The following is a 24,840-nucleotide window of genomic DNA, read 5'->3' as shown; positions in this document are numbered from 1 at the left end:
TCTGTCTACTCTAGGGGGAGCATATCACACTCAGAGAGGGTCTTACTGTTTCATGAAAGAGTGGTTTTGAAAATTACCAGAACCAGTAGCGCTTTTTCAGCACAACATATGCAATGCCGATCAGAACCACTACAACACCACCGGCAATGAAGAAGGTCCAGTTGATATTGGCAAATTTCAGGTTCTGGTTGGTCAGCAGATAACGGCCTGCAGTATCGGCAGTGATGATGCCGTCGGTGTAGCTGTTCAGGTACTGCCACTTGTTGGAGACGGCGTTGTACAGATACAGGCGGGTATAGGTGCTCACATCCAGATCGATGCGCACCGAGCAGGGAAGAGCCTTGCCTTTGTCCAGCTCAAACTCGATGCCCTGATCGGACTCAGTCAGGGTGAGCATGGTGTCCAGCTCACTGGTGGTGCTCTTGACACCGCTGCCTGCAATCTGCATGGTGTAGCCATCGCCCACCACGCACAGGGTCTTGCCGGTGGTGCGCAGCGCATTGAGGATATCACCGGTCACGGTAGGCACCTCAGCCTGTGTGAAAACGATCTCGTTGTCCTCACTGTCCTGAATGGCCTGCACAACGGGATCGATCTCGATAGGAGCATCGTTATCCGATTCGGTGGAGCTGCTGTCCGAAGAATTATCGGAAGAAGATGCAGCCGAACGGTTGACGATGACCGTGACCATGGCGGATGCAGTGCCGTTGGAAACGGTAATGGAAGTAGCGCCGGTGCCCACAGCCGTGATCACGCCGCTGGGGCTGACCGTGGCAATGTTGCTGTTGGCGGACTTATAGGTGAACTTCTGGGAAGCGGAAGAAGGCTTGACACTGGCGGTCAGGGTGCGGGTGGCACCGGGCTTGAGCACAACGTAGGAAGGATTCACCGTGACGACCTGACCGCTGTTGGAAGAACCAGTGCTGGCGGTGCCGGTGCTGGAGTTGGGAATACTCATGACCGTGACATTGGTGGTAGCAGTCACCGAACCGCAGGTAGCGGTAATGGTGGCGGTGCCGGGGGCAATGCCGGTAACACGGCCGAAATTGTTCACCGTGGCGACCTTCTCATTGGAAGAGGTCAGGGCGACGGTGGCATAGTTGGAAGCCGAAGTAGGCCGCACCTGCAGCTGTGCCGAGACCGAGTTGCCAACATAGATGGTGTTGGAGGAAAGGGAAAGGTCCATCTCGGTAACGATCATGGAAGAATCCATGGAGACAACGATGGTGTAGGCACAGATCTGGTTGCCTGCGGCAGCGGTGATGCGGGTGGTGCCTACGCCCACAGCCTGCACGACACCGGAGTTGCTCACAGTCAGAATGGAAGTATCGTCCGAGATAAAGACAACCGAGTCGGTAGAGTTGCGCGGACGCACCACAGGAGACAGCTGCTGAGAGGAACCCAGCAGCATGTTGGCGGTATAGCTGCCGGCCTCAATGCTTTCGGCAGGCACGTCCTGATCCCACGGCATGGCAACGCCGCTCAGGGCAAGGCCGGAGACAGGGCTTGCTGCGGCCGCAGACACAGCTGTGCCGCAGGCCAGCAGGCAGAGCGCTGCCGCACAGACGGCCAGTTTTTTTGCGGTTGATTTCATAGTAAGTGTACCTCTTTGGGTGATATAACGGCGGCTGGCAGTCAGCACAGCTCCGGTTTAGCGGAACAGAACGCCCAGGGCTTCCATTGCGTACTCGAAATAGGTGACCTGATCGTACTCCACGCGGGCAGTAACGCTCATGCCGTTGGAAAGATCCACCTTGTCGCCGCTGCGGCTCACCACATAAGTGGCATCGGGCTTAATGGTCATCTTATAGTAGGAAGCGTTGGAGCTGGCCGTCACGTCACTGTCAATGGCCGTTACAGTGCCGGTCAGGGTGCCATAGGAATACTCCGAAAGGCCGGTAATGGCGATCTTGCACGGGTCACCCACATGAAGCAGCGGGCGGTCATTCACGGTGACCATGGCAACGATCTCCAGATCGTCGTTCTCGCTGGCAACAGTGGCCAGCGGGGAGCCTGCGCTCAGCACCATGCCCTCTTTGTAAGGAGTATCCATGTGGATCACACCGGAGGTGGGGGCGTAGATGTAGTAATCGTTGGCACCGGTGTTCAAGGCATCGAGCTGAGCCTGAACGTTGTCCACGTTGCTCTGTGCGCTGGTAATGCTCTGGGAGATGGACTGCATGGTGGAGTAGTACAGAGCTTCTACTTCGCTCTGGCTCTGCTCCATCATGGTCTTGATCTGAGCATCGGAGTAACCGGCAGCCTGATAGGCCGTGGCATCAAAGGTCTTCTGAGAGACCTGGCTCTTGTAGGTCTCGTACTGATAGTAGTAGGGCTGATCTTCGGGGTTTGTCTCGCTGAAGTAGTTGGTATCATCCTGCACGCACTGCAGCAGCTTGTTGTACTGGTCCAGCTGGGTCTGGTAGATCTTGAGCTGGCTTTCCAGGTTATCCTGCTGCATGTCGATATCCGTGCTCTTGATGTGGGCCACGAGGTCGCCCTCGTTCACATAGCTGCCCTCCGAAATATACATCTCGGTAATGGAGCCGGAATAACTGGACATGATATAGGTTTTATTGCTGGCCTGCACGGTGCCTGCGTTCTGGCTGACATAAATGCGGTTGGTATGGGTGCTCCACACCACCAGAAACAGCATGAAGATGCCCACCAGAATGACAAAAGCGTAGCCATAAGGTGGCAGCTTTTTTTCCATCATGATGCGGCGGTCCTGCAGATCCGAAAGGTTCTGAACTTTAATCGTCATAATTACTTGGTCTCCATAAAGACATCGACCACGGCATCATCCTCATCCTGATTGACATAGATGGTATAGGAGGTGCCGGTCAGTTTCTGCTCATTCTCAAAAGCGTGGACCTGCAGCTTGTAGGAAGCCAGCTGGCTTTCGGGCATGGGGCCGGTGTAGTGGGCATACAGGCAGTTCTTCACGCGCAGAACAGCATCCATATGGTAGTCCTGCTCCATCTGGCCGATGAACTGGGTAGCCTGCTGCATCATGTACAGGTGCATCTGACGGTCCTCACCAACCACCATGGCCTGCACAATGGGGCCAATGGGCTGTGCGTTGTTGCTCTTGATAAAGTTGTGCATCTGGGTCAGCACCACGGGCAGACTGGCCATCTCTTCCGGATGGATCTCACGGGAGAGCACATTGGTGAGCTTCAGGGTCTTGTTCTCGGCTACTTTGATCTCTTTCATGTTGAATACCTCGGTTCCTTTTCAGATTTACCTCAGAAGAGGCAGTAATAGGCAATCGAGAAAGGGGAGAAAACCGCTGCAGAGAGCAGCTTCCTCTCCGCTCCCGATCGCCTACTACTTATAAAAGTAATAGGGATCTTGCAAATAAAATGTGCCCGGAGGCATTTTGCCTCCGGGCACACCATAGTGAGGCATAGTTACCTGAGCAGGCGGGGCCTGTTCGGGATAACACCATCTACTTCTACTAAACAGAAAGTCTTTCTAGCTCTTTTTTATCTGACACAGCAAAACTATGTCAAATCAAGCTATCCATCATGAATGACTCCCTTTCATATGTAACCGGGTATGCACCCGGCTGCAAACACATCAATAGGTGATCGACTCACCGTCGTCATCCTCTTCCACCACGGCCTGCATGACAGACTGCTTGGGCTCTGCCTTTTTGCTGCGGTAGATACCCTGCTGCATGTTCCACAGCTCGTAGTACTTGCCTTCCTTGGCAAGCAGCTCATCGTGCGTGCCGCGTTCCACGATCTTGCCGTGGTCCATCACAAGGATCAGATCACAGTCACGAACGGTGGACAGGCGGTGAGCTACGATCAGCATGGAACGATCTGCAAGCTGATCGTAGATCATGTTGAAGATCAGATTTTCCGTAGCAAAGTCCAGATTACTGGTGGATTCATCCAGAATGTAGAGGTTGGAATCTTTCAGGAAAGCGCGTGCCAGCGCAATGCGCTGTTTTTCACCGCCGGACAGACCGTTGCCTGCTTCTTCCAGATAGGTGTTATACTGCAGGGGCAGATGACGGATAAAGTCGTGAGCATCTGCCTTCTTGGCAGCTTCCTTGACTTCGTCCATCGTAGCGTCCATACGGGAAACGCGGATGTTATCATAAATGGTCTTGCTGAACAGCTCAACGTTCTGCGGCACATAAGAAATTGCGCGGCGGACAGAGTCATTGGTGTATTCAGCCAGATTCACACCGTTCAAGTCAATCTCGCCATCTTCCGGCTCATAATACTTAAGCAGAAGCTTGGTGATCGTGGATTTGCCGCTGCCGCTGCTGCCCACCAGCGCGACCTTTTTACCGGCCGGAATGGTAAAGCTGATGTGATCCAGTGCAGGAGCACGGTTGCCATAACGGAAAGTGACATCCTTGAACTCGATATCGCCCTCCACCTTGTCCAGATCGGTGCGGTCTTCGTCGCCGACCGTCTCGGAGGGATAATCCATGATCTCGCCCAGACGCTTCATGGAAATGCTGGCCTCCTGAATCTGCATCTGCAGACCGATCAGGTTGCTCAGCGGGGAAGTAAAGTAAGAGGACAGCGTGCTGAAGGCCATGAATCCGCCCAGTGTCATCTCCCCCTTCAGAACCTGACTGATACCCACATAGGTGGTCAGCATGCTGAAACCGGTGGAAATGAAGGAGGAAATCAGGCCCTGCGTGGTGCTGATCTTGCTGGAGCGCAGGCTGATCTTCAGGCTCTTGATGTACTCACGCTCGAGGTTCTCCATTTCGGTATCCTCGTTGGCGTTGCACTTGACCGTCTCAATGCCGCGCAGGCTTTCGATCATCTGGCTGTTCAGTGCAGCAGACTGCACCATGGTCTCTTCGTTGATCTTTTTGTAAGGCTGCTTGTAGATCAGCACCAGCAGAATGCTGACCAGAGCCATGAACAGCGAGATCGAGAAGAGCATCGCATTCATGCGGAACAGGATGATACCGGTGATAATGGCCATCGAGATATCCATGATCAGGCTCAGCGCAATGCTGGTAAAGATGGATTTGATGGTGTTTGCATCCGAATAACGGGTGGTGATATCACCAGTCTTGCGGGTGGCAAAGAACTTCATGGGCAGACGGAAGATATGCCCGAAGTAACCCAGCATCAGCGGAATATCGATCTTGATGGATAGGTGGATCAGAACCCACTGCCGGACAAAGCCCACCAGCGTATTGGTGATGCTGACCATGCTGAACACAAGGATCAGCGTGACCAGCAGATTGTCTAGGCCATATGGCAAGACCTCGTCCATCAGGATCTTGTTGAACATGGAGGAGGCAATGCCCAGGATCGTAACGATCAGAGAACTCAGGATCGCATAGGCAAAGAGCTTTTTCTGGGGCAGCAACAGGTCAACGTAACGCTTGAACATGCCGCCCTTTTCGATCTTACCGCCCTTGAACTCCGAGGTGGGGTTCATCAGCAGCAGAACACCGGTAAAGTTCTTGTAGAACTCATCCAGAGAGATCTTTTTCAGCTCGCTGCCGGGGTCGCCGATCACGACATAATCCTTGCACTTGTGTTTTTTGCCGTTCTTCTCATCTTCCTTGGCGGCTTCGGCTTCTTTCAGCATGTGCCGACGACGCTCACCGTCATCTTTGATGGTGGTCTTTTTAAAGACAACCACAAAGTGGGCCAGACCCTGATCGGTGATGACCTGCGCAATGCAGGGCAGCGAGAAATCGCTGAGGAAATTTTCACGGTCTACGCGAACCGCTGCAGTGGTGAAACCCAACTCATTAGCGGCTTTCTGCAAACCAACAAGGTTCGTGCCTTTCAGGTCGGTACCCATCATATCGCGCAGGCGGGTGATGGTAACTTCCTTTTTGTAATGGAGGCACACCATTGCGAGGCAGGCAGCCGCACAGTCAGTAGTGTCGTGCTGCCGGACATAGGTATAACGCATAGATGCTTCCTTTGATCATATACAAATTTATTCAAACAGCGGCAGGCGTTTTGAAGAAGCGGCCTGCCGCAGATCTGACAACGTGAAAAGAGCCGGAGCCTGAAACAACAGCACAGAGACCGGTGCTTTGTCCTGTCCTGCGGAGAACCATGACAAAACACCGGTCGGCTGCTATCAAAAGAAGGGAGCACCTACCCTTTGATCTGTGTGCCGGACTTTGGAAAAACAGATACAAATTCCCAAAGCTTATAAGCAGTATACCACAATGTGACATCTTCTTCAAGTAGTCAAATTTTAAGAAATCATTATGCTTGATGCTTTTTTCGCATGGATGCTGTGTTTTTGGGACAGAGAAGCCCAAAAAACAGAGGAGAAACACGACTGCATGGCTGTACAGAAAAAGGGTGTAGTATGGGACAAACAAAAAAGGCAATGTTCTGTGGAACATTGCCTTTTCTTCTGGCGCCTCTTGCCTGACTCGAACAGGCGACACCCTGATTAACAGTCAGGTGCTCTAACCGACTGAGCTAAAGAGGCAGATCACATTTGTGACTGCGAAAGATATTATACCGCATAAGAATGCCTTTTGCAAGCCTTTTTTTAAAAAATAAATCATTTTTGGCAAAATAAAACCGTCCTGCAGTGTTTTGAAACGCTGCAGGACGGTAAAGTACATATTATAAAAGAAGGAAAGGCTTATTTCAGCTTGCTCTTGGCCTTCATGCGCTGCTCGTGGTTCAGGATCTGCTTGCGGATGCGCAGATTTTCAGGAGTGACCTCCAGCAGCTCGTCCTGTGCCAAGAATTCCAGGCAGCCTTCCAGGCTGAGCTTGCTAATGGGGATCAGGCGCAGAGCATCATCGGAGCCGGATGCACGGGTGTTGGTCAGGTGCTTGGTCTTGCAGACGTTGACATCCACGTCCTCGCCGGAAGCGGTGTAGCCAATGACCATGCCCTCGTAGACCTTTTCACCAGCGCCCACCAGAAGGGTGCCACGCTGCTGAGCATTGAACAGACCGTAGGTGACAGCCTCGCCGGTCTCAAAGCTGACCAGAGAACCGGTGGAGCGGTTGGCAATCATGCCAGCCCAGACATCGTAACCGTCGAAGATCTGGTTGATGATGCCTTCGCCGTGGGTATCGGTCAGGAACTGGTTGCGGTAGCCGAACAGGCCGCGGCTGGGCATACGGAACTCCAGACGCACGCGGTCGGTGCCCAGAGATTCCATCTGCTGCAGGATAGCCTTGCGCTGGCCCAGACCGGTCATGACAGCGCCCTGATACTGGGTGGGCACATCGATGACGACATGCTCCATAGGCTCATAGGTCTTGCCGTCGATGACCTTGGTCAGAACGTGCGGGGGAGAGACCTGCAGCTCATAACCTTCACGGCGCATGGTCTCGATCAGGATGGACAGGTGCATCTCACCACGGCCCATAACGCGGAAGGAATCGGTGGTGGCGGAATCCTCCACCTTCAAAGCGACATCCTTCAGCAGCTCCTTCTGCAAACGGTCACGGATCTGGCGGCTGGTGACGTACTTGCCCTCGCGGCCGGCCAGCGGGCTGTCGTTGACGGAGAAGGTCATTTCAACGGTAGGATCGTTGATCTTCACGAAGGGCAGCGGCTCTACATTGGAGGGGCTGCACAGGGTATTGCCGATGGTCACGTCGGGCAGGCCGGAGAATGCCACGATATCGCCGGCGGTGATGTTATCGCACGGCTGACGGCCATTGGCCTGGAAGTCGTACAGCTTGGTCAGACGGCCGCGCATCTTCAGATCCTGATTGTGCCAGTCACAGACGACAACTTCCTCGCCCACCTTGGCAACGCCGTTCTGGATGCGGCCAATGCCGATGCGGCCCACAAAGTCGTTGTAGTCCACAGAGGACACCAGCATCTGGAAGGGAGCCTCGGGGTCGCCCTCAGGCGGCTTGATAGTGCTCAGCAGAGTATCGAACAGAGGGATCAGGTCGGTGCCGGGCACATCGGGGTCCAGACTTGCGGTGCCATCACGGCCGCAGCAGAACAGCATGGGGCAGTCCAGCTGCTCATCGGTAGCGCCCAGATCCATCAGCAGGTACAGAACTTCGTCGATGACTTCCTTGATGCGGGCATCGGGGCGGTCGATCTTGTTGATGGCCACCACCAGACTCAGGTTCTGCTGCAGAGCCTTCTGCAGCACAAAACGGGTCTGGGGCATGCAGCCCTCGGCAGCGTCCACCAGCAGCAGAACGCCGTTGACCATCTTCAGCACGCGCTCCACCTCGCCGCCAAAGTCGGCATGGCCCGGAGTATCGACAATATTGATCTTGACACCCTTGTAGGTGCAGGAGCAGTTCTTGGCCAAAATGGTAATGCCACGCTCACGCTCGATATCGCCGCTGTCCATGACGCGCTCAGCCACGACCTGATTATCGCGGAATGCGCCGCTCTGACGCAGCATTGCGTCCACCAGGGTGGTCTTGCCGTGGTCAACGTGAGCGATAATGGCAACGTTGCGCAAATCGTTACGAACCATAAAATTCAACCTCTCTATTATTAAAACTCATAAAATACGAACGAACGTCATACAAGTTTAAGTTTATAACAGAAAGGGGTGGTTTGTCAAGATTGTATAAAAAATTTTTCAACCTTTCGGCAAAATGCCTGAGAAAAGCCATGCGATTTGTGCGGCGTGTACCTTTAGAATATGCTATACTAAGGGTACAGAAGAAATAAAGCCGGAGGTGTTTTTATGAAGATCACATTTCTGGGCGCGAACCATGAGGTCACCGGCAGCTGCACTTTGATCGAAGCGGCTGGGCAGCGCTTTTTGATCGACTGCGGCATGGAGCAGGGCAAGGACGTATACGAGAACCAGCCCATCCCGGTGGCACCCGGCGAGATCGACTGGGTGCTGGCCACCCATGCACACATCGACCATACCGGTATGCTGCCGCTGCTGGTGCGCAACGGCTTCCGCGGCAAGATCTATGCCACGAACCCCACGGTGGAGCTGTGCGGCATCATGCTGCGGGACTCGGCCCATATTCAGGAATTTGAAGCGGAGTGGAAAAACCGCAAGGGCCAGCGCTCCGGCGCAGAACCGGTGGAACCGATGTATACTGTGCAGGATGCTGAAGCAGCCATGAAGCTGTTTGTGGGCAAGGCCTATGAGCAGCGCTTCCAGCTTGCACCGGGCATTGAAGCCCGCTTTGTGGATGTGGGCCATCTGCTTGGCTCGGCCAGCATAGAGCTTTGGATCACCGAGGGTGAGACCACGACCAAGCTGGTATTCTCCGGTGATATCGGCAATCTGGATCAGCCCATCATCAAGGATCCTGCTTACATCAAAGAGGCGGACTACGCCTTTATGGAATCTACCTACGGCGACCGCAGCCACGGCCCGAAGCCGGACTATGTGAGCGAACTGACGAAGATCCTGCAGCGCACCTTTGACCGGGGCGGCAATGTGGTCATTCCCAGCTTTGCGGTGGGCCGCACGCAGGAGATGCTCTACTTTATCCGTGAGATCAAGGAAAAGGGCCTTGTGAAGGGACACGGCAACTTCCCGGTGTACATTGACAGCCCGCTCGCCATCGAGGCGACCCGCATCTTTAAAGATACCGACCCGGACTGCTTTGATGCGGACACCCGCGCTCTGCTGGAAAAAGGCATTGATCCGATCACCTTCCCGGGGCTGCGCGTCACGGTGACCAGTGATGAATCCCGCATGATCAATGCAGACCGCGTGCCAAAGGTCATCCTCTCGGCCAGCGGTATGTGCGAGGCAGGCCGCATCCGCCACCACCTCAAGCACAATCTGTGGCGGCCGGAGTGCACCATTCTGTTCGTGGGCTATCAGGCGGTGGGCACGCTGGGCCGCACCCTGCTGGAAGGTGCCACGACGGTAAAACTGTTCGGTGAACCTATTGAGGTGCAGGCAGAACTGTGCCAGCTCACCGGCATGTCCGGCCATGCGGACAGAGAAGGTCTGCTGCGGTGGGTGAACTCCTTTGAGCAGAAACCAAAGCGTGTGTTCGTGATGCACGGCGAAGATGAGACCGAGGACCACTTTGTGCAGACCTTGACGGAACAGGGCTTCACTGCCTGCGCACCCTACAACGGCGCACAGTGGGCCATCGGAGCCGAGGGAGCCGTATGCCTGCAGGAGGGCATGCGCGTCCGCATTGAGCACAAGGCCAATGAAGGCCAGAGCCGTGCGGCCAGTGTGTTCCAGCGGCTGGTCAGCGCCGGCAAGCGCCTGCTGCGGGTCATCGAGCACAACGAGGGCGGCGCAAACAAAGACCTTGCCAAGTTTGCCGACCAGATCAATGCCCTGTGCGATAAGTGGGACCGATAAAGCAAAACAAAAGCACCGTGACCCAAAAGGCCACGGCGCTTTTTTGTATGGAGCGGGCAATGGGAATCGAACTAATAAACCACGTTCTAACGCTGTAAAACGTCAGATTTTATCCTCTTGCCAGCGCTATTTTTATCGTGAATCGTGTATCATTCTGTGCACTATACAAGAATGTTGGAAGCAACTGTGTGTTAAAAAGTGTGTTACAAATCAGCCGTTTTCCAGCAGCTTGAGGAAAGCAGCATTGACGGCCTGGGCGGTGTTTTCCGCGTCCCCGGTGAGAGCGTGGGAGTACTGGCCGAGGGTGTCCATGTTCTGGCTGTGGCCTACCAGCTCTTTGATTTCGCCCTCTGGCAGCGTCTTGACCACGCTGACAAAGGTGTGCCGCAGCTCATACACTGATATTCTGTCAATGCCGTTCGCCTTGCAATAGGCCTGCCAGCGCTTCCAGTAATACAGTTCGCTGCTGATTTCAAACACGCTTTCCCGTGTCCCTGTCACTGCCCGCTGCTGTTCCAGCACGGCACGGGCAAGGCCAGACAGCACGAAAGACCGGATTGCATTCTGGTTTTTGCCTTGTGTTTCCTCACCGTGGATGTTGATAGATCGGCGCACATTCACCGTGTTGCCCTGCACGTCTGCCCAGCGCAGCCCCAACAGCTCCCCGGGCCGCAAGCCTGTAAGCGTCTGGAAGCGGTAGGCATGTATAAAGTCATCATGCACCCGTTTGCCCCTGTAAAGCGTTGTATCAATGCTGAACAGCTTTACCAGATCGGCAGGCTGCAACACGCTCTTGCCCTTATAACGGGCGCTGGCGGGTATCTGTACATCCTCCGGCAGGAACGTGGAGAGCTTTGCTTTGCGGCAGTATTTGCAGAATGCCCGGAGATCGCTGGCAATCAGCTGCAAGGTTTTGCGGCTCTTCCCGGCGGCAGCGGCCTTGTTGATGATGGTTTGCAAGTCCCGGTCTGTAAGGGTGTTGACCTTCTTTTTGCCGATGATCGGCAGCACCCAGGTGCGCCACCGGCTTTCTACGGGCTTCCAGTTGCCTGTGCTGGTGGTAAGTTTGAGATCATCTATCCATAGCTGATAGACGTTCTCGACCCGTCCGGCCTTGACTGCAATATCATTTTCCAGCCAAGCATCAGCCTTTGCATTGGCTTCCCGCTGCCCTGTCCTGCCCTGCGTGGAGCTGTAAAACTGCTTGCGCACGCCGTCTTTCTGCACGGCTATGCGCCAGCGCTGGTATTTTTCTTCCCATTGCGCGGTGTTCGTTCTCTTGTTCATCTGGCTGCACCCCCCTTTCTATGTCAATGATTGCCCGTCAGTGGGTGTCCTCATTTTTGAGGAGACCCCTTGACAGCCGATTTTTCGGCCACCACCCGCCGCCTGCTGTGCTCTGTGCAGCGGGCTTTATTTTTTTGCATCAGGGGAACCGCCAAACCGTGTTAAATATTTCATATCTACAGGAGCAATAGGAGCATTTGGATTGAAAAATTTATCATTACTTACTAGCATATCGCCGTATTCAAGAAAGTTTTTTACTCCCTCATCGGTTAAGCAATCAATAATTGTATCGGCTCTACTTTTTGGACTTGCTAGATCCTCTAAAACTTCATTATATGCTATTAAATCATCTATTGGGCACCCAAGTGCATCCGCTATTTTTTTCAATGTTAATGTTTTAGGGGTTCGCTTGTCAGATTCATATTGTGCATAAGTGGCGCGCTTGACACCCATTTTTTCGGCAACTTGTTCTTGTGTAAGCCCGGCACTCTTTCGCTTTTTTTGCATAAGCTGACCAAAAGTTATCATTATATCACCTACCCAATTTATTTTACCATGTGGAAGAAGTGTTTACAATGTTTACGCAAACAAAAAGAAAAATGTTTACTATTGACATCACACAAAAAGTATGCTATGATTTATATGCAGTCAAACGTAAACAAAAAACCGGCTGTAAGGAGATGAACATAGTGCGATTCAATAAGCAAAAAGCGAAATGTGCACTCATCTGCACCGGCAAGACGCAGATTCAGCTTGCACAGGAAATGACGCTTTCCCGTCCGTGCCTTAGTAAAGCAATGAACGGCGGTAGCGTCAACGCCAACACGGCAAAGCGCATTGCTGCCGCGCTGGGCGTACCGCTGGAAGAACTGGTAGAAAGTGAGGGATGAACGATGTACCGCAAATTTCACAAACTGCGTGTGCGCTTCGCGGAGTGCGAGCTGACGCAGGCTGAAGCCGCCCGGCGGGCAGGCATCCCGCCCAGCACCCTGACAGCGCGAATGACGGGCAGGCTGCCTTTTACCGCGCGGGATATTTCCGGCCTGTGCAAGGCTCTGGACATCCCTACAAGCGAAATTGGCTTGTATTTTTTTGAGGACGAGCCAAAACCGAAGGCCGGGTGATCTGCTATCCGTACCTTGATTTTGATACCAAGACCCAGCGTTTTACTGTTGCCACCTGTGGCAATGGAAGGGGGTGAACACATGAACGACATCAACCGCACCGGCTACATTGCCGCTATTACCAAGCTGCTGGAAAAGGCTGATCTGCGCAAACTGCGCCTGATCTGGGTCTATGTGGAGCGCATGACCCGCACCAACTAAGCCGACCCGGCCTAAACTGGCCGTGTTCATAATAATTTTTGTTTCGCCAGTAGTGGCGAAGAAAGGACGAAACCATGAACGAAATGAAGCATTTTTTCAACACCACCAGCGTTGACACCATCGGCGAGTGCCTGAACGGCGAGAAGCTGCTGAATGCATCCCGCAATGAGAAGGGCAACACCCTGTTGACCTTTGAAAGTGCCTACGAGGGCTACTCCGACCTGCTGACCATTACCCCGGACGGCTCTGTGATCGGCACGTTCATCTGTGACGAAGAACAGCAGCCCCAGACCGTCAACGATACCCAGTGCGCTGCCAATGAGATCGTTAAGATGGACGATCTTATCCGCTATGAGAACAGTGCAGAGTTTCACCGTGCATACGCCGACTTCTTGGACGCAGCGGAACTGCTGGCAGTTGATGGGCAGGCGGTGGTTACTCTGGCAGAGCTGGCACGGAAGTGTGCAGACGCGGCGCAGCTGAATGCCTATCGTTTGGCTACGCGTTACCCTGTGATGGTGCGTGCAGCACTGGGACTGCCCGACATCAACTATACGCCCGGCTTTAACCCGGACGTTGATCTTGACACCGATTCTATTTCTTCGATGCTGCCCAACTACTTCGGCCTGCTGAAGCCGCTGCATGAAGAAGATGGGTGCGACCCTAGCGAGGGCGTTGTTCTGCTGTTCCATGACAAGCCTAACGCCAAAGAACCCAGCGCAGAGCTGAAGATTGTTCCGATGGTGAACGCTGAAGGCGTGCCGGTTCTGTCTGTCAGGGTGAGCGACCTGCCCCAGCAGTAAGCCCAAGACCGCCGACAAACAGAAAGCCGCCTTTCCCTGCGCCAACAGGGACGGGCGGCAAATGGCGGGACAACGCATTGCAGTAATGTTTCCCGCCCTCATTTTAGCAGAAAGAAGAGGGATTTTCAATGTTTGGTTACACCGCTTATCAATTTTCTTGTGTCGCCCCTGTGGCGCTGATGTTCTTCGTGGGTGCCGCTGTGATGTGGTTCAGCGGCATCCGGTAAGGGGGTGTGCAACATGACGAGAGAAGAATCTTTAGAAGCCCTGTGCGTGGCTTTTGAGAAGCTGGACGAGGACGAACAGCGAGGGATGATCCGGCTTATTGAGCAGATGAAGCGTGCCCATACTTTTGGTCTGGACGTCCGTTTTGACGAGCACACTTTCACTTTCTTTATCGCAGATGCAGTGACCAACACCGTTGTTGCCCCGCCGCCGATGAATATTCCCACCGTGGAAGCATGGCTGGACGACTACGAGAAAGAAGAAGCCAAAGAATGACATTGTAAGGTGATATTCTTGCGGTTAAGTCCGTTTTATGGTACAATAGCAGCGTGATACGAACGCTCTTTTAGACCATTACAATGCGTAAAATTTAACGGTGATGCGTGGAGTACGGAGCACCACCCCCACCCCTGAGAGCGTGTGACGGCCCAGCAAGCCGCTGTGCGCTCTTTTTATTTGCCGGAGGTCATTCGATACCATGAAGAAAAGGCTCAAGAAATGCCCTGTCTGTGGGGCTGTGATGTACCAGTTTGCACCGGGAATCCGCTGTCTTGACTGCGAGATGAAGCAAGCCCAGGATGAACGGGAGCGGAACCGCGTAAAAACTCTGGCATGGGCTGCATATCATCTGGAACACGGCGAACGGCTGTCACTGGGCGAAGTGGCCGCTATGGCTGACGCTATGGGCATGAGCTACGGCGCATACAGTTTACAGTTGTCCCAGCAGAAACACAATGTAGCAACAAATTGACATTTCATAGCATTATATTTGCATTTTACAACGCAATGTGGTATACTGAGCATAGCAGGCGGCTTATAGCGCCGTCCGGCTCCTGACTGCTCTTTGCTGCACGGTCTGGCTGTGGGTGTGCCATGACCCACGATCAGAGCGCCCAGCATTGCAGGAGCGGACATACCCCTTGCACCGGGCTTTTCCTTTCCCCGGTGCACCATGCGCGGCATAAGGTTTGCCGCCTGCTGCTTTTTACGTCTACTCATACGGAAAATGAGGTGCTATCAATGGAGAATCCCACCACTACCCCAAGCGCCGCCCAGCAGCCCGAAAATAACGGCTCTGAGCGGATGTTTACCCAATCCGAACTAAATACCATCGTTGCAGATCGGCTTGCCCGTGAGCGCTCCAAGAGTGCCGAGCGCGTGGGCGACCTTGACGCACGAGAAAAAGACCTGAAAGCCCGCGAGGAAGCGTTGGAAGCCAAGAGCCAGCGCTTCAACCAGTGGGAAGCCCGGGAAGCCTGCAAGCAGTATCTGACTGATAACCATATCAGCACGGCGCTGCTGGATAAGCTGGACACCAGCGACCCGGAAGCGTTCAAGACTGCTGTAAAGGCGGTGCAGAGCGTCACCGGCAACGGGTACACCGTCACCACCACGACCACCGGCGCAAAGGTGGACACCCCGCCGATGTGGCTTTCTCAGGGCAAAGACAAAGACGCTGAGTTAAAGCGGGCTTTCGGTCTGAACAACTGAAAGAGGATCTATAAATGGCTATTGAGTTAGCAACCCAGTTCCAGGCATATACAGACGAACAGTTTTACTCCGAGAGCAAGACCAGCCTTGTAACCAACAAGGATTTCAGCTTTGACGGTGCAAAGACCATCAAGCTGTATAAGGTCAAAACCACCGATATGGAGGACTTCAACCGCAACGGCCCCATTCTGGACGGCAACAAGTCCCAGTATGGCACGATCAGCACCCTGCAGGCCACCACCGAGACATTCACGATCAACAAAGATCGTTCTTTCACGTTCGAGGTGGACAAGATGGACACGGACGAAACCAAGATGCAGGTTGCAGCCGCCAGCGCTCTGGCACGGCAGCAGCGTGAGAAGGTGTTCCCGGAGATCGACTCCTATGTTTACAGCGTGATGGCAGCAAATGCAGGCATTAAGCCGGAAGCCGCAGCCCTGACCGCTGAAAACATCTATACCGAGATCATCACGGCAAATGCCCAGATGGATGATGCAGAAGTGCCCGCATCTGACCGCGTGCTTATTCTGACCCCCACCGCCTACACGCTCCTGAAGCAGTCCAAGGCCACCTTTGACAATCAGGACATTGGTGCAGAACTGCGCAAGAAGGGCGTTATCGCCCAGCTGGACGGCCTGAACGTGGTCAAGATCGCGTCTAACCGCCTGCCCGAGAAGTTCGGCTTCATGATCGCGCATCCCGTGGCTACCGTGGCCCCGGTCAAGCTGGCAGAGTACAAGATTCACCTTGACCCGCCTTTCCTGTCCGGCAGTCTGGTAGAGGGCCGTATTTACTACGACGCGTTTGTTCTGGAAAACAAGGCAAAGGCTATCTATTATCAGGCAATCGCCTGATATGGCATCATCTGGGCGCATGGGGCAACCTGTGCGCCCTTTTTGTATCGAGGTGAGTATATTTGAAGATCAAACTTTCAACTCCCGCAGAGGTACGCCGCACGCTGTCCAAGATCGCAAATATGCTGCTGAATAACCAGATCGACCCGCAGCGGGCAACAGCTATCACAAATTGCTGCAACAGCGTTCTAAACTGCATCCGCATTGACGAACAGCAGAAGAAGCTGGCAGAGCTGGAAAAGCTGCTGGACGAGGTGGAAGCGAATGGAGCTTGACCGACTGGAAAAGCGCATCCGGGCGCTACAGGCCCGGAAAGCGGCCAGAGCTGCCACGTTTGAGCGCGTGCAGGGCATCGACCCCACCGAGCACGAAGCGGCTGTATACCACGCTATCCACGCGGATATAGCAGCCGATGCACACACCTACTACAATCTTCCCGGTGGGCGTGGCTCCTGCAAATCGTCCTTTGTGTCGTTGGAGATCGTGGACGGCATCCAGAAAGACCCCACCGGCACCGGCTCTGCTGTGGTGTTCAGGCGGTGGGGCAGCACCTTGAGGGAATCCGTGTTTGCACAAATCCAATGGGCTATTGACGCACTGGGCGTGTCTGACCTGTGGAGCTGCACCGTGTCCCCTATGCGCTGCACCTACCTTCCCACCGGCGCGCAGATCATCTTCCGAGGGCTGGACGATAACAGCAAGATCAAGTCTATCAAGCCTGCAAAGGGCTTTTTCCGGTGGGTGTGGTTCGAGGAATTTTCCGAGCTGCCCGGAGAAAACTTTGTCCGCAGCGTGATGCAGTCCGTGGGCCGTGGCGGTAAGCCTGTGGTGTTCCGCAGCTTCAACCCGCCTGTGTCCCTGAATAACTGGGCAAATAAGTTTATCCAGCAGCCCAATGAGGAAGCATTGACCCTGCACACGGATTACACCCAGGTGCCGCCTGAATGGCTGGGAGAGGTGTTTCTGAACGAAGCCCAGCGCATCCAGAGCCTAAACCCGAAGGTGTACGAGCATGAGTATTTGGGCATTCCCACCGGCAGCGGCGGCGAGGTTTTCACCACGCTGGAAGTGCGAGAGATCGCGGACGAAGAGCTTGCAATGCAGTGTTACCGCTATGTGGGCTGTGATTTTGGCTTTGCGTCTGACCCTGCTGCCGTTGTGGCGCTGTACTATGACCGCAGCACCGAAACCATCTATTTTGCGGATGAGATTTACAAGCGCGGCCTGTCAAATGAAGCCCTTGCCGCCGAGATCCGGGCACACGGCCTTGACCATGTGGGAGAACCCCGGAAGAACCCCATCACAGGCGCAGAAACGGCCCCGGAACAGGTTATTTATTGCGACTGCGCCGAACCCAAGAGCATCATGGACTTGCGTACATACGGCTTGCAGGCGCGTCCCTGCACCAAGCACCCCGGCTGTGTAAACTACCGCATCAAGTGGCTGCAAAAGCGGACGCTTGTAGTTGACCCCCGGCGCACGCCCAACATCTACCGTGAGTTCTCGCAATACGAGTATGACACGGACAAGGACGGCAATTTTCTGCCCAGTGTGCCAGATAGGGACAATCACACCATAGACAGCGTTGCATACAGCCTTGACCGTCTTATTTTCAACAAGAACGAAGGAGCGTAAAACCATGCTGGAAATGCATCTGACCTGCCCGAACTGCAAAAAGACCTTTGTTGTCTATGACTGGCAGCTGTGGAGAGACAGCGAGGAAAACGAGAGCTTTCAATGCCCCTGCTGCCATACTGCCCCGGATGAAGAAGCCTGTTATCGGCTGAAGGATGGCTTTTTGGAGCTGTGCGACGTTGACCGGCATTGGAACCACGACAAAGAGAGCGCACCGCTGCCGCCTGAAAAACAGAGCTGGCATATCGAGGTAAAGCCGGGTTGATAACACACTAAAAATCAGAAGTGTGTTAAATAGTGTGTTATAGCAAAAGAAAAGAGCCTAGATTTCAACGAATCTAGGCTCTTTTTGATGGAGCGGGCAATGGGAATCGAACCCACCTCCTCAGCTTGGAAGGCTGATATACTAGCCGATGTACGATGCCCGCATTTACGAACGATATTATAGCATGTTCCGGCACAAATGTCCAGCCCAATTTTTGTATGTTCCTTAAAGCACCGGAAAAGAATGCCGGAACGGCCTTGCTTTTCCATACGGCTCTGCTACAATAGAAAAGAACGGAGGGAGAGAGGATGGAGCCGGAAGCAGAGATCATTCGTACGCAGCTGTTTGCCCTGCGGGATGAAACATACCGCACCTTTCACAGTGCGTTGATGCCCACCGTGCCGCCGGAAACGGTGATCGGCGTGCGCGTTCCGGCTCTGCGCAAGTTGGCAAAACAGCTCGCAGGCACAGCGCAGGCAGAAGTGTTTTTACAGGCCCTGCCGCATGGATACTACGAAGAGAACAACCTCCACGCGTTTCTGATCGAACTTATCCGGGACTACGACAGGGCGCTGGCTGAAACGGAAGCGTTCCTGCCCTACATCAACAACTGGGCCACCTGTGACTGCTTCTGCCCCAAAGTGTTTGCAAAGCACAAGAAGGAACTGCTGGTGCCCATTCGCCGCTGGCTGGATTCGGGCGAGGTGTACACCGTGCGCTATGGCATGGAGATGCTGATGCGCTATTATCTGGATGATGCATTCCGGCCGGAATATCTGGAATGGGTGGCCGATGTGCGCAGCACGGAATACTATATCAATATGATGCGGGCATGGTATTTTGCCACGGCACTGGCAAAGCAGCCGGATGCCGCGCTGCCGTGGCTCACAGAAAAGCGGCTGGATTTGTGGACCCACAACAAAGCCATCCAGAAAGCGGTGGAAAGCCGCCGCATTCCGCCCGGAATGAAGCAGCTGCTGCGCGGTCTGCGCAGCCGTTCATAAAAGCTTCCGGATTTCCGCGCAGATTTCCTGTTTACTTTATGAATGTTTTATTGTAAAATAAGCTATAGTAAAAAATGTCAGGGTATGCCTATGCCCTGACGGAAGATAAAAACAGGTGGTGTTTGGATTATGGCATTGAAATATCAGCGTATCCTTCTGAAGATCAGCGGCGAAGCACTGGGCGGCGAAAAGGGCATGGGTTTTGATGAACCCACCATGGACGCGATCTGCGGCGGCGTGAAGAAAGCACACGATCTCGGCGTGCAGATCGGCATTGTTGTGGGCGGCGGCAACTTCTGGCGCGGCCGTTCCAGCGGCAAGATGGAGCGCACACTGGCCGATAAGATCGGTATGCTGGCAACCGTGATGAACGCACTGGCTGTCTCCGACAAGCTGGAACAGCTGGGTGTGCCCACTGAGGTGTTCACCTCCATCACCATGCCGCAGGTGGCACAGCCCTTTACCCGCAAGGATGCTCTGCGCGCCATGGATGAGGGCAAGATCGCCGTGTTCGGCGGCGGCACCGGCAACCCGTTCTTCTCCACGGATACGGCAACCGCTCTGCGCGCTGTGGAAGTGAGCGCCGATGTGATGTTCAAGGCTACTATGGTGGATGGCGTTTACGATAAGGATCCCCACAAGTACGCCGACGCAAAGAAGTATGACACCCTCACCTTTACCAAGGTGCTGGAAGACCAGCTGGCTGTTATGGATGGCACTGCTGCCACTCTGTGCCGCGACAACAAGCTGCCCATCCTCGTGTTCGATCTGGCCGACCCGGACAACATTGCCCGTGCCGTGCAGGGCGAGAATGTGGGCACACTGGTTTACGAGGGCTGAAACGCCTGCAGCCGACATACATTATAGGGCAGACGCATTGCAGCGCAGCCCCAAGATAAAAAGGAACAGGAGACTACCGCAATGAGCAGCAACACCAAGGTTTACGAAGACAAGATGAAGAGTTCGGTCGAACATCTGGGCCGCGAACTGGGCGCTGTGCGCGCAGGCCGCGCAAATCCCGCTGTGCTGGATAAGGTCAGCGTGGATTATTATGGTGCCCCCACTCCCATCCAGCAGGTGGCATCCGTGGCTGTGGCCGAAGCACGCACCCTGACCATTACCCCGTGGGACCGTACTCTGCTGCGCCCCATCAGCAAGGCCATCATGGCCAGCGATGTGGGCATCACTCCCATTGATGACGGCTCTACCATCCGCCTGAACTTCCCGGCTCCCACCGAGGAGCGCCGCAAGCAGCTGGCAAAGGAAGTTTCCAAGCTGGGCGAGGAGGCTAAGGTGGCAGTGCGCAACATCCGCCGCGAGGCTATGGATAAGGCCAAGGCCATGAAGAAGGCCGGCGAGCTGACCGAGGACAGCCAGAAGACTATGGAAGAGGATGTCCAGAAGCTGACCGACAAGTATATCAAGAACATCGATGCTGCGGTGGAAGAAAAGCAGAAGGAGATCATGTCTGTCTGATCTGCGCAGATGCAATAAACTGGAGGTGCCGTGCGCTGAAGAAGAGTGCGCGGCACTTTTGTTGAAGGCGGCGTTGCTGCCGGGAGGAAACAATGGCGCATCCGAAAGAATTTGCCGAGGGCCTTTCCATCGGCATCATCATGGACGGTAACGGCCGCTGGGCAAAGAACCGCGGCCTGCCCCGCACTGCCGGGCACAAAAGAGGCGCAGAGGTGTTCAGCGATATCGCAGATTACTGCGATGAGCTGGGCGTTTCGTCGGTGTACTTCTATGCGTTTTCCACCGAGAACTGGAAGCGTCCGCTGGAAGAGGTCAACGCCATCATGCGGCTGTTCGGCGAATATCTGCTGAAGGGCTTTGACTACAAGAACCGCAATATCCGCATCAAGTTCATGGGCGACCGCACGGTGCTGGATGAAAAGCTGCAGCAGCTGATGAACAAGCTGGAAGCAGATTCTTCGGTCAAGACCGGCATGACCCTGAACATTGCCATCAACTACGGCGGCCGCCCGGAGATCGTGCGGGCGGCGCAGCAACTGGCGGCAAAGGCGGCGGCAGGGGAGATAAAGCCCGAAGAGATCACGGAACAGCTGCTCAGCGATGCCATGTATACCGCTGGCCAGAAGGACCCGGATTTTATCCTGCGCCCCAGCGGAGAAAAGCGGCTGTCCAACTTCATGCTCTGGCAGGCAGCTTACTCGGAGCTGGTAGAAATGGACGTTCTGTGGCCGGATTTCACCCGCAGCGATCTGGACGCTGCTATTGAGGAGTTCAATCATCGTTCCCGCCGGTTTGGCGGACTGTAAAACCCAAGACCTCCTGCACACGGTGCAGGGACCGGACGGCCCGGCGGCTTTGCCGGAGCCAAACTTAATCCAGAGGGGTGCGGCACCGACCGGTGAAAAGGAGATCCAATCTATGAAAACACGTGTTATTACTGCGATCGTGGGCATCATCGTACTGATCGGCGTGATGTTCACCTTCAACACTCTGATCTTTAATCTGGTCATCGCGGCCATTACGCTGATCGCCGTTCACGAGATCTACAGTGCCCTCGGCTTTGAAAAGAAGGACTGGCTGATGTATGCGGTTCTGGTGCCGTATACACTGCTGGTCATGACGAGCAACTATCAGGTCATGCGGCGTCTGGTGATGCCGATGTCCTTTCTGCTGGTCACCTTTTATGCCATCTATCTGGTGGTGCGCAATGGTACCATCAGCTATCAGAAGGCCAGCGGTCTGCTGATGTTCTCCGGTATCGTGATCTTCTGCTTCTATTCCTTTATCCGGCTCAAGGAGCTGCTGCCGGTGGAGCAGTACGGCTACGATGCGGTGTTCTTTATCTTGCTCATCCTCTGCTTTGCCTGGGGCGGCGATACCTGTGCCTACTTTGCAGGCCGTGCCTTTGGCAAGCACAAGCTCTGCCCGGTGGTTAGCCCCAAAAAGACCGTGGAAGGTGCCATTGGCGGTGTTCTGGGCACCATGGTGTTTGGTGTGATCATCACACTGGTGTACTCAGTGGCGGCAAACCGGATGGAAGCCTTCACCCGCACCAATATCGGCGTTTCCATGTACGTGATCATTGCGCTGCTGGGCTGCGTGGCGGCGGTGCTTGGCATTTATGGCGATCTGTTTGCCAGCGTGGTCAAGCGCCAGTGCGGCATCAAGGATTACGGCACCATCTTCCCGGGGCACGGCGGCATTCTGGACCGCTTTGACAGTGTGATGTTCATTGCGCCCTTTGTGACCATGGTCATTACGGCGGTGTTCTACTATTAAAAGGGGGAACGTGTGATGTCGAAAAAAATCACTCTGCTGGGTTCTACCGGTTCCATCGGCACCCAGAGTCTGGATGTGATCCGTGCACAGGGCTATGAGGTGTTCGGTCTTTCTGCCCACAGCCATGTAGACAAGATCCTGCAGCAGATCGAAGAGTTTCATCCGCGCTATGTCTGCATGACCGACCCGGATGCGGCCCGCAGGCTGGATGCGGAGCTTTCCGGTCGTGTAGATGCGCCCCGGCTGCTGGTAGGGCCAGAAGGGCTCAAGCAGCTGGCCGCACTGGACGGCACCGATGTGGTGCTGAACAGCGTGGTGGGCATTGCAGGCCTTGGTGCCAGCCTGTGCGCGATCGAAAGCGGGCATGATCTGGCCCTTGCCAACAAGGAGAGTCTTGTCACCGGCGGCCATCTGGTCACACAGGCCGTGGCAAAGCATGGTGTAAAGCTGCTGCCGGTGGACAGTGAACATTCGGCCATCTTCCAGTGCCTGCAGGATAAGGAGAGTGCCCCCAGCCTGACCAAGATCCTGCTCACGGCATCCGGCGGCCCCTTCTTCGGGATGAAGACCGAGGAGCTGCGCGGTAAGACCAAGGCGGATGCCCTCAAGCACCCCAACTGGAACATGGGCGCAAAGATCACCATTGACTCTGCCACCCTGATGAACAAGGGTCTGGAGCTGATCGAGGCAGTGTGGCTGTTCGGCCTGCCGCCGGAGAAGATCCAGATCGTTGTCCAGCGCCAGAGCATCGTGCATTCGGCGGTGCAGTTCAGCGATAATTCGGTCATTGCTCAGCTGGGTGTGCCGGATATGCGCATTCCCATCCAGTATGCGCTCACCTACCCAAAGCGCGTACCCGGCGTTGTGCCGGAGCTGGACTTTGCTGCACTCAAGGTGCTCACCTTCGATGTGGCAGACGACGAGACCTTCCGCTGCCTTGCCGCCTGCAAAAAGGCCATCAAAAAGGGCGGTCTCGGCCCATGTGCTGCCAACGGTGCCAATGAGGAAGCTGTCAAGCTCTTCCTTGAGGACAAAATTGGCTTCCTCGATATTGGCCGTCTGGTGGAAGCAGTCGTGGACAGCGACAGCTTTGGCGGCGAGTATACCCTCAGCGATGTGTACGAGTGCGACCGCATGGCACGGGAATTTGTAAGAGCGCACTTATAAAAACCCTCTCAGCCTCACTGCGTTCGGCAGCTCTCCCGAAGGGAGAGCTTTCAAAAAGCGTAAGGCCAGATGTGCAAAAGCTCCCCCTTCGGGGGAGCTGGCAGGGCGGCAGCCCTGACTGAGAGGGGTTCCGACTTTTCAGCTTTAGGAGACGCAATGTCAATTTTTATCACCCTGATCGCCGCATTGATCGTGTTCAGCGCCGTGATCGCCATTCATGAATTCGGACACTTTACCGTGGCAAAGCTCTGCGGCATTCAGGTCAACGAGTTTTCCATCGGCATGGGGCCGGCTTTGTGGAAGAAAATTTACAAGGGCACCCAGTACAGCCTGCGTGCATTGCCGGTAGGCGGCTATGTGGCGCTGGAGGGCGAGGAAAGCCCCGAGAGCCAGCAGGCCGAGGCGGCCCGCGACGAACGGGAAGCAGAGGACGAAAACCCTGTCCCGCCGGAGCAGCGCACCGGTATCCCTTTGAACGAGGCACCGGTATGGCAGCGTGTGCTTGTGATGGTGGCAGGTGCCTTCATGAATTTTGTGCTGGGCTTTGTGGTGCTGGTCATTCTTGTGGCAGCACAGGAGGGAGCCATCACCAGCAAGACCATCTATTCCATTGAGAACGATGCCCTCTGCGGCCAGACCGGCCTGCAGGCGGGGGACGAGATCGTTGCCGTGAACGGCAGGCGCTGCTTTGTGGCCAACGACATCCTTTATGAGCTGGTGCGCACCGAAGCCTATCGCGCCCGGTTCACCGTGAAGCGGGACGGCCAAAAGGTGGAACTGCCGGACGTGCAGTTCGACACTTGGCAGGACGAGGACGGCCAGACCCATATGACCCTTGGCTTTACGGTGTACGGCATCAAAAAAACACCGCTCAATGTGTTAAAAGAAGCATGGAACAGTACCCTGTACTACGGACGCATCGCGTTTATCTCGCTGGCAGACCTTGTGCGCGGACGTGAGAGCATCAACAATCTGTCCGGCCCGGTGGGTATCGTGACAGCGATCGGTCAGGCGGCAAGCTACGGCTGGCAGGATCTGCTGGAGCTGCTGGCCCTCATCACCATCAATCTGGGCGTGTTCAATCTGCTGCCCTTCCCGGCACTGGATGGCGGCAAGGTGGTATTTTTGATCATTGAGGGCGTTACCGGCCATGCAGTGCCGGAAAAGCTGCAGGGTACACTGACCATTGCGGCCTTTGCACTGCTGTTTGGCCTGATGCTCTTTGCAACCTATAATGATATCATCCGGCTTGTGACCGGTGTAATGTAAGCA

Annotated in this window: 25 protein-coding genes and 2 tRNA genes; 18 read left to right on the top strand and 9 right to left on the bottom strand. The window is 54.8% G+C overall.

Going from position 1 to position 24,840, the window contains the following annotated elements:
• Positions 1-73: 73 nt before the first annotated feature.
• From ACGHUK_RS08360 to typA, 6 genes are all read right to left on the bottom strand, one after another.
• A complete protein-coding gene (locus ACGHUK_RS08360) occupies positions 74-1,594 on the bottom strand; it encodes an Ig domain-containing protein (RefSeq protein ID WP_390574011.1) in 1,521 nt (506 codons plus the stop codon).
• A 57-nt stretch (positions 1,595-1,651) separates the two neighbouring features.
• The gene (locus ACGHUK_RS08355) at positions 1,652-2,764 is read right to left on the bottom strand and encodes an HlyD family secretion protein (RefSeq protein WP_005945848.1); all 1,113 of its coding nucleotides are present in this window, start codon (positions 2,762-2,764) and stop codon (positions 1,652-1,654) included.
• A gap of 2 nt (positions 2,765-2,766) precedes the next feature.
• Complete coding sequence (locus ACGHUK_RS08350; RefSeq protein WP_005945849.1) at positions 2,767-3,216, bottom strand: hypothetical protein; 450 nt, start codon at positions 3,214-3,216, stop codon at positions 2,767-2,769.
• 366 nt (positions 3,217-3,582) lie between these two features.
• Positions 3,583-5,913 (bottom strand): peptidase domain-containing ABC transporter, encoded by a 2,331-nt coding sequence (locus ACGHUK_RS08345; protein ID WP_005945852.1) that lies wholly within the window; start codon positions 5,911-5,913, stop codon positions 3,583-3,585.
• A gap of 460 nt (positions 5,914-6,373) precedes the next feature.
• Positions 6,374-6,450 (bottom strand) — tRNA-Asn (locus tag ACGHUK_RS08340).
• A gap of 159 nt (positions 6,451-6,609) precedes the next feature.
• A complete protein-coding gene (gene typA, locus ACGHUK_RS08335; protein ID WP_005945857.1) occupies positions 6,610-8,433 on the bottom strand; it encodes a translational GTPase TypA in 1,824 nt (607 codons plus the stop codon).
• A 216-nt stretch (positions 8,434-8,649) separates the two neighbouring features.
• On the opposite strand from typA, the gene ACGHUK_RS08330 reads away from it, so the two are divergent.
• Positions 8,650-10,257 carry an MBL fold metallo-hydrolase RNA specificity domain-containing protein gene (locus ACGHUK_RS08330; protein WP_097775360.1) on the top strand — a complete coding sequence of 536 codons (1,608 nt, stop codon included), beginning with the start codon at positions 8,650-8,652 and terminating at the stop codon, positions 10,255-10,257.
• A gap of 210 nt (positions 10,258-10,467) precedes the next feature.
• Here the strand turns inward: ACGHUK_RS08330 and ACGHUK_RS08325 are convergent, their stop codons facing one another.
• Both ACGHUK_RS08325 and ACGHUK_RS08320 read right to left on the bottom strand, forming a co-directional pair.
• Positions 10,468-11,544 carry a tyrosine-type recombinase/integrase gene (locus ACGHUK_RS08325; RefSeq protein ID WP_390574009.1) on the bottom strand — a complete coding sequence of 359 codons (1,077 nt, stop codon included), beginning with the start codon at positions 11,542-11,544 and terminating at the stop codon, positions 10,468-10,470.
• 126 nt (positions 11,545-11,670) lie between these two features.
• Positions 11,671-12,072, bottom strand: coding sequence for a helix-turn-helix domain-containing protein (locus ACGHUK_RS08320; protein ID WP_390574008.1), 402 nt, complete (start codon positions 12,070-12,072; stop codon positions 11,671-11,673).
• Between the two features lie 47 nt (positions 12,073-12,119).
• Here ACGHUK_RS08320 and ACGHUK_RS08315 point away from each other — a divergent pair, with 47 nt between their 5' ends.
• From ACGHUK_RS08315 to ACGHUK_RS08270, 10 genes are all read left to right on the top strand, one after another.
• Positions 12,120-12,434, top strand: coding sequence for a helix-turn-helix domain-containing protein (locus ACGHUK_RS08315; protein WP_390574007.1), 315 nt, complete (start codon positions 12,120-12,122; stop codon positions 12,432-12,434).
• Between the two features lie 3 nt (positions 12,435-12,437).
• Positions 12,438-12,668, top strand: coding sequence for a helix-turn-helix domain-containing protein (locus tag ACGHUK_RS08310; protein ID WP_390574006.1), 231 nt, complete (start codon positions 12,438-12,440; stop codon positions 12,666-12,668).
• A gap of 275 nt (positions 12,669-12,943) precedes the next feature.
• Positions 12,944-13,672: a hypothetical protein gene (locus tag ACGHUK_RS08305; protein WP_390574005.1), complete on the top strand. Its 729-nt coding sequence runs from the start codon at positions 12,944-12,946 to the stop codon at positions 13,670-13,672.
• Positions 13,673-13,912: 240 nt separating this feature from the next.
• Positions 13,913-14,173: a hypothetical protein gene (locus ACGHUK_RS08300; protein ID WP_390574003.1), complete on the top strand. Its 261-nt coding sequence runs from the start codon at positions 13,913-13,915 to the stop codon at positions 14,171-14,173.
• A 202-nt stretch (positions 14,174-14,375) separates the two neighbouring features.
• On the top strand, positions 14,376-14,648 hold the full coding sequence (locus tag ACGHUK_RS08295; protein WP_390574002.1) for a hypothetical protein: 273 nt from the start codon (positions 14,376-14,378) through the stop codon (positions 14,646-14,648).
• Between the two features lie 269 nt (positions 14,649-14,917).
• Positions 14,918-15,388 (top strand): DUF4355 domain-containing protein, encoded by a 471-nt coding sequence (locus ACGHUK_RS08290; RefSeq protein ID WP_390574001.1) that lies wholly within the window; start codon positions 14,918-14,920, stop codon positions 15,386-15,388.
• 14 nt (positions 15,389-15,402) lie between these two features.
• Positions 15,403-16,242, top strand: coding sequence for a hypothetical protein (locus tag ACGHUK_RS08285; protein ID WP_390574000.1), 840 nt, complete (start codon positions 15,403-15,405; stop codon positions 16,240-16,242).
• Between the two features lie 62 nt (positions 16,243-16,304).
• A complete protein-coding gene (locus ACGHUK_RS08280; protein ID WP_154259682.1) occupies positions 16,305-16,517 on the top strand; it encodes a hypothetical protein in 213 nt (70 codons plus the stop codon).
• A complete protein-coding gene (locus tag ACGHUK_RS08275; RefSeq protein ID WP_390573999.1) occupies positions 16,507-17,877 on the top strand; it encodes a PBSX family phage terminase large subunit in 1,371 nt (456 codons plus the stop codon). Before ACGHUK_RS08280 ends, ACGHUK_RS08275 begins: the two co-directional genes overlap by 11 nt.
• A gap of 4 nt (positions 17,878-17,881) precedes the next feature.
• Entirely contained in the window at positions 17,882-18,142 is a 261-nt protein-coding gene (locus ACGHUK_RS08270) for a hypothetical protein (RefSeq protein ID WP_390573997.1), read from the top strand.
• Positions 18,143-18,230: 88 nt separating this feature from the next.
• Here the strand turns inward: ACGHUK_RS08270 and ACGHUK_RS08265 are convergent.
• A tRNA-Gly gene (locus ACGHUK_RS08265) sits at positions 18,231-18,305 on the bottom strand.
• 145 nt (positions 18,306-18,450) lie between these two features.
• On the opposite strand from ACGHUK_RS08265, the gene ACGHUK_RS08260 reads away from it, so the two are divergent.
• The 7 genes from ACGHUK_RS08260 (at position 18,451) to ACGHUK_RS08230 (ending at position 24,837) form a co-directional block, all read left to right on the top strand.
• Positions 18,451-19,146: a DNA alkylation repair protein gene (locus tag ACGHUK_RS08260; protein WP_390573995.1), complete on the top strand. Its 696-nt coding sequence runs from the start codon at positions 18,451-18,453 to the stop codon at positions 19,144-19,146.
• Between the two features lie 129 nt (positions 19,147-19,275).
• Positions 19,276-19,986, top strand: a complete 711-nt coding sequence (pyrH, locus tag ACGHUK_RS08255; RefSeq protein WP_005945864.1) for a UMP kinase — start codon at positions 19,276-19,278, stop codon at positions 19,984-19,986.
• A gap of 81 nt (positions 19,987-20,067) precedes the next feature.
• Positions 20,068-20,622, top strand: coding sequence for a ribosome recycling factor (gene frr / locus ACGHUK_RS08250; protein ID WP_005945866.1), 555 nt, complete (start codon positions 20,068-20,070; stop codon positions 20,620-20,622).
• 92 nt (positions 20,623-20,714) lie between these two features.
• Positions 20,715-21,428, top strand: coding sequence for a polyprenyl diphosphate synthase (gene uppS, locus ACGHUK_RS08245; protein ID WP_097775362.1), 714 nt, complete (start codon positions 20,715-20,717; stop codon positions 21,426-21,428).
• A 112-nt stretch (positions 21,429-21,540) separates the two neighbouring features.
• On the top strand, positions 21,541-22,401 hold the full coding sequence (locus tag ACGHUK_RS08240) for a phosphatidate cytidylyltransferase (RefSeq protein WP_097781696.1): 861 nt from the start codon (positions 21,541-21,543) through the stop codon (positions 22,399-22,401).
• A 15-nt stretch (positions 22,402-22,416) separates the two neighbouring features.
• Positions 22,417-23,568 (top strand): 1-deoxy-D-xylulose-5-phosphate reductoisomerase, encoded by a 1,152-nt coding sequence (dxr, locus tag ACGHUK_RS08235; protein ID WP_154260494.1) that lies wholly within the window; start codon positions 22,417-22,419, stop codon positions 23,566-23,568.
• A 156-nt stretch (positions 23,569-23,724) separates the two neighbouring features.
• Complete coding sequence (locus tag ACGHUK_RS08230; RefSeq protein ID WP_154260496.1) at positions 23,725-24,837, top strand: RIP metalloprotease; 1,113 nt, start codon at positions 23,725-23,727, stop codon at positions 24,835-24,837.
• The last annotated feature ends 3 nt before the right edge of the window (positions 24,838-24,840 follow it).

Source organism: Faecalibacterium sp. i25-0019-C1 (assembly GCF_042854225.1).
In the GTDB taxonomy this organism is placed as follows: Bacteria; Bacillota; Clostridia; order Oscillospirales; family Ruminococcaceae; genus Faecalibacterium; species Faecalibacterium taiwanense.
The sequence above is the reverse complement of the archived record's forward strand: the minus strand, read 5'-3'. Positions and strand labels throughout refer to the sequence as shown.

Bases quoted from the DNA above. Each gene is read 5' to 3' on its own strand.
- ACGHUK_RS08330 (WP_097775360.1), top strand. From the start codon at position 8,650: ATGAAGATCACATTTCTGGGCGCGAACCATGAGGTCACCGGCAGCTGC.
- ACGHUK_RS08350 (WP_005945849.1), bottom strand. From the start codon at position 3,216: ATGAAAGAGATCAAAGTAGCCGAGAACAAGACCCTGAAGCTCACCAAT.
- uppS (WP_097775362.1), top strand. From the start codon at position 20,715: ATGGCGCATCCGAAAGAATTTGCCGAGGGCCTTTCCATCGGCATCATC.
- ACGHUK_RS08310 (WP_390574006.1), top strand. From the start codon at position 12,438: ATGTACCGCAAATTTCACAAACTGCGTGTGCGCTTCGCGGAGTGCGAG.
- ACGHUK_RS08240 (WP_097781696.1), top strand. From the start codon at position 21,541: ATGAAAACACGTGTTATTACTGCGATCGTGGGCATCATCGTACTGATC.
- ACGHUK_RS08320 (WP_390574008.1), bottom strand. From the start codon at position 12,072: ATGATAACTTTTGGTCAGCTTATGCAAAAAAAGCGAAAGAGTGCCGGG.
- pyrH (WP_005945864.1), top strand. From the start codon at position 19,276: ATGGCATTGAAATATCAGCGTATCCTTCTGAAGATCAGCGGCGAAGCA.
- ACGHUK_RS08285 (WP_390574000.1), top strand. From the start codon at position 15,403: ATGGCTATTGAGTTAGCAACCCAGTTCCAGGCATATACAGACGAACAG.
- ACGHUK_RS08325 (WP_390574009.1), bottom strand. From the start codon at position 11,544: ATGAACAAGAGAACGAACACCGCGCAATGGGAAGAAAAATACCAGCGC.
- ACGHUK_RS08360 (WP_390574011.1), bottom strand. From the start codon at position 1,594: ATGAAATCAACCGCAAAAAAACTGGCCGTCTGTGCGGCAGCGCTCTGC.
- ACGHUK_RS08300 (WP_390574003.1), top strand. From the start codon at position 13,913: ATGACGAGAGAAGAATCTTTAGAAGCCCTGTGCGTGGCTTTTGAGAAG.
- ACGHUK_RS08345 (WP_005945852.1), bottom strand. From the start codon at position 5,913: ATGCGTTATACCTATGTCCGGCAGCACGACACTACTGACTGTGCGGCT.
- dxr (WP_154260494.1), top strand. From the start codon at position 22,417: ATGTCGAAAAAAATCACTCTGCTGGGTTCTACCGGTTCCATCGGCACC.
- ACGHUK_RS08315 (WP_390574007.1), top strand. From the start codon at position 12,120: ATGTTTACGCAAACAAAAAGAAAAATGTTTACTATTGACATCACACAA.
- ACGHUK_RS08355 (WP_005945848.1), bottom strand. From the start codon at position 2,764: ATGACGATTAAAGTTCAGAACCTTTCGGATCTGCAGGACCGCCGCATC.
- frr (WP_005945866.1), top strand. From the start codon at position 20,068: ATGAGCAGCAACACCAAGGTTTACGAAGACAAGATGAAGAGTTCGGTC.
- ACGHUK_RS08290 (WP_390574001.1), top strand. From the start codon at position 14,918: ATGGAGAATCCCACCACTACCCCAAGCGCCGCCCAGCAGCCCGAAAAT.
- ACGHUK_RS08260 (WP_390573995.1), top strand. From the start codon at position 18,451: ATGGAGCCGGAAGCAGAGATCATTCGTACGCAGCTGTTTGCCCTGCGG.
- ACGHUK_RS08305 (WP_390574005.1), top strand. From the start codon at position 12,944: ATGAACGAAATGAAGCATTTTTTCAACACCACCAGCGTTGACACCATC.
- typA (WP_005945857.1), bottom strand. From the start codon at position 8,433: ATGGTTCGTAACGATTTGCGCAACGTTGCCATTATCGCTCACGTTGAC.
- ACGHUK_RS08270 (WP_390573997.1), top strand. From the start codon at position 17,882: ATGCTGGAAATGCATCTGACCTGCCCGAACTGCAAAAAGACCTTTGTT.
- ACGHUK_RS08230 (WP_154260496.1), top strand. From the start codon at position 23,725: ATGTCAATTTTTATCACCCTGATCGCCGCATTGATCGTGTTCAGCGCC.
- ACGHUK_RS08275 (WP_390573999.1), top strand. From the start codon at position 16,507: ATGGAGCTTGACCGACTGGAAAAGCGCATCCGGGCGCTACAGGCCCGG.
- ACGHUK_RS08295 (WP_390574002.1), top strand. From the start codon at position 14,376: ATGAAGAAAAGGCTCAAGAAATGCCCTGTCTGTGGGGCTGTGATGTAC.